Genomic DNA, 3,755 nt, shown 5'->3' on the forward strand with positions numbered 1-3,755 from the left:
GACAGCTATCTGGCCGGCCTGCACCTACGCGGAGCCGTCTTATGGATCCGAAGCCTCCGGCCAGCTTAAAGATCCGAACTCCGTACAGGCTCTAGTGGCGGTCACCCTTCGGGGCGACCGAGGATCGCAACTTCCTAGCTAGGAAAATAGGCCGACGATTTTCGTGCGGTGGCGGTCACCCTTCGGGGCGACCGAGGATCGCAACTGGTCTGCCGGGACGCGAGCCAGTCCCGCTCCACCGGGTGGCGGTCACCCTTCGGGGCGACCGAGGATCGCAACGCTGCCTCCTCGACGAGTCGAGGCGTTACGTGCGGGGTGGCGGTCACCCTTCGGGGCGACCGAGGATCGCAACCCCCTCCCCTCCCCCACGGCCGCCCAGCCCCCGGCGTGGCGGTCACCCTTCGGGGCGACCGAGGATCGCAACATCGCGGACTCGATGAGGTGGTCGAGTTCGTCGGCGGTGGCGGTCACCCTTCGGGGCGACCGAGGATCGCAACGGATCCGTCCCGGCTGGTGTTCATCGCGGCGACGAACGTGGCGGTCACCCTTCGGGGCGACCGAGGATCGCAACTACACGCTGTCCGGCCTGAGCGGGCCGGCCTTTCAACGTGGCGGTCACCCTTCGGGGCGACCGAGGATCGCAACGCGGAGGGCTCATGGTGCGTGGCCGCAGACGAGGTAGTGGCGGTCACCCTTCGGGGCGACCGAGGATCGCAACCGGTCGGCCTCCGCGAAGGAGACCTTCACGGGGGGTGGCGGTCACCCTTCGGGGCGACCGAGGATCGCAACACCCAGGAGGACGCCGTTTTCCTGCTCATGGTGGCGGTGGCGGTCACCCTTCGGGGCGACCGAGGATCGCAACTGCATGGTGCGCTGGGACACCCCGGCGGCTTCCGCTGGTGGCGGTCACCCTTCGGGGCGACCGAGGATCGCAACGAGGTCCGGGACCCGCAGGAGGACGACGAGGCCGCCGTGGCGGTCACCCTTCGGGGCGACCGAGGATCGCAACGACCTGGACCGAGGGCGAGGCGACGTCGAACGCGACGCGTGGCGGTCACCCTTCGGGGCGACCGAGGATCGCAACCCGTCGGCGATCCCGGCAGGGATCAGTAGGAGCGCGGTGGCGGTCACCCTTCGGGGCGACCGAGGATCGCAACATCTCGACTTCGGGGGCGGTGAGCCGCACCGGGGCGGTGGCGGTCACCCTTCGGGGCGACCGAGGATCGCAACCTCACCGATGAGCAGCAGGTTCGCGCCGAGCGGATGAGTGGCGGTCACCCTTCGGGGCGACCGAGGATCGCAACGATACTCCGTACGCCGTAATCCAGCATGAGCGCCTGTGGCGGTCACCCTTCGGGGCGACCGAGGATCGCAACACAGTGGACGCCCAGGTGATCGGCTTCACCCGGGGTGTGGCGGTCACCCTTCGGGGCGACCGAGGATCGCAACAACGGGGCGCGGGGCCTTGAGCCCCGCGCCCCGCTGGTGGCGGTCACCCTTCGGGGCGACCGAGGATCGCAACGCCGAGGTAGTCCTCGACCGTGAGCCCCAGCAGCACCGTGGCGGTCACCCTTCGGGGCGACCGAGGATCGCAACACCTGTACTGGCGGTGGCCCGGCACCCGTACCGACGAGTGGCGGTCACCCTTCGGGGCGACCGAGGATCGCAACGGCGTCTCCAGGGCGACGGTGAGCTCGACCCCGGAGGGTGGCGGTCACCCTTCGGGGCGACCGAGGATCGCAACCTCCTGCGCGGCTTGCGCCGCTGCCGGCGAATTTGCGTGGCGGTCACCCTTCGGGGCGACCGAGGATCGCAACTCTCACAGTCCCCGAAGGCCGGTAAACCCTTGAGGGTGTGGCGGTCACCCTTCGGGGCGACCGAGGATCGCAACATCAGCGTCGCGCCATCTTCCCCGGTGCTGAGGATGTGGCGGTCACCCTTCGGGGCGACCGAGGATCGCAACAGGTACAGGGCCTCATGCCGGGCCAGCGATCCCACAAGTGGCGGTCACCCTTCGGGGCGACCGAGGATCGCAACCGGTTCGCGGTCGCGAACTACGTCCCCGAGTTGACGTGGCGGTCACCCTTCGGGGCGACCGAGGATCGCAACCCCGTTGGAGAACACCCGTACAGCCCGCAGGAGCGGGTGGCGGTCACCCTTCGGGGCGACCGAGGATCGCAACTCGAAGATCAACCCGGCGGCGTGGATCGGCAAGCTGTGGCGGTCACCCTTCGGGGCGACCGAGGATCGCAACGTCCATCCGGTCAAACCCCGTCGCCGCGCCGCTTCGTGGCGGTCACCCTTCGGGGCGACCGAGGATCGCAACCCGCCGGCGCCGCCGTGGGTCTTTCCCCCGATGTGTGGACACCTTGAGTGCCGGATGATGGACATCCGGAGGCAAGGAGTTCTGCGTGGCGATGAAGTCGTATCCGCCGGAGTTCAAGGCGGACGCCATCGCGTTGTACCTGTCTGACCCGGCGCGGACGTACGCGTCGGTGGCCCAGGACCTGGGCATCAACCGCGAGACCCTGCGCCTGTGGGTGAAGCAGGCCCGCGCGGACGGCGCCGCCGGGGCGAGGAAGGCGGCCCCGGCAAAGAGGCCGACGAGCGGCCCGCTATCGTCCGACGACGTGCTGGAAGAGGAGAACAAGCAGCTCAAGGCCCGGATCCGGGAGTTGGAGCTGGAGCGCGACATTCTGCGCCGGGCGGCCAAGTATTTCGCGGGAGAGACGAACTGGTGAGCCGCTTCGAGTTCGTCGCCGACCACGCGGGCGCCTTCGGCGTGAAGCGGCTGTGCCGAGTCATGGGGATCTCCCGCTCCGGCTTCTACCGGTGGCGTAAGGCCGCGCCCGACCGGGCAGCCCGCGCCGCGGCCGACGCTGTCCTGGCTGAGGAGATCAGGCAGATCCACGGTGAGTTCGACGGGACGTACGGCAGCCCACGCGTCACCGCTGAATTGCGCGGGAAGGGCCGGAAGGTCAACCACAAGCGTGTCGCCCGCGTCATGCGCCGCTTCGGCATCGTCGGGGTGCACCTGCGTAAGAAGGTGTGCACCACGGTGCCCGAGCCCTCGCATCGGAAGGTGCCCGATCTGATCAAGCGGGACTTCACCGCCGGGGCGCCGAACCAGCGCTACGTTGGCGACATCACCTACCTGCCCGTTGGTGATGGCGAGTTCCTGTACCTGGCGACCGTGCTGGACTTGTGCTCGCGTCGGCTGGTGGGCTGGTCGATCGCCGATCACATGCGCACCGAGCTGGTGACCGGCGCGCTGCGGGCCGCCGCTGCGACGCGCGGCAGCCTGGCCGGGACGATCTTTCACTCCGATCATGGCAGCCAGTACACCGCCGCCGACTTCGCCACGGTGTGCGCCGAACTCGGTGTGCGCCAATCGATGGGCGCCATCGGTACCAGCGCCGACAACAGTGCTGCCGAGGCCTTCAACGCCACCCTCAAACGCGAGACCCTCCAGGGCGCCAAGCGCTGGCCCTCAGCGCATGAGGCCCGCCTGGCCGTCTTCAGATGGATCACCCGCTACAACACCCGCAGAAGGCATTCCGCCCTCAAATACCTCAGCCCGATCGACTATGAGCAGCAGAGCATCGATAGAGTGCCGCTCGCCGCATGACAGCCGGTGTCCACGTATCGGGGCAAACCCCCGACCAGCTGCACCCCCGACAGGCCGCGAGCGAGAAGATTGCGCAGGAAGGCCAGCCATCCGGCGCCGTCTTCGGCCGAGGTCACCTCCAACCCCA

1 protein-coding gene, 1 pseudogene and 1 CRISPR repeat array are annotated in these 3,755 nt (G+C 68.8%); of the genes and pseudogenes, one reads left to right on the forward strand and one right to left on the reverse strand.

The window, feature by feature from the left end:
* The first annotated feature begins 94 nt into the window (after positions 1-94).
* Positions 95-2,326: direct repeats of the CRISPR family, unit length 37 nt; unit sequence GTGGCGGTCACCCTTCGGGGCGACCGAGGATCGCAAC.
* An 85-nt stretch (positions 2,327-2,411) separates the two neighbouring features.
* Positions 2,412-3,628 (forward strand): IS3 family transposase gene (locus ACWEF2_RS31540; protein WP_453819900.1). Its coding sequence is split into 2 segments (ribosomal slippage): positions 2,412-2,724 and positions 2,724-3,628, totalling 1,218 coding nucleotides; the frame shifts between segments, so codons are not numbered across the junction.
* A gap of 32 nt (positions 3,629-3,660) precedes the next feature.
* Here ACWEF2_RS31540 and ACWEF2_RS31545 read toward each other — a convergent pair.
* Positions 3,661-3,755, reverse strand: a pseudogene (locus tag ACWEF2_RS31545) (transposase); the annotation flags it as partial.

The sequence above is a fragment of the Streptosporangium sp. NPDC004631 genome (assembly GCF_053601935.1).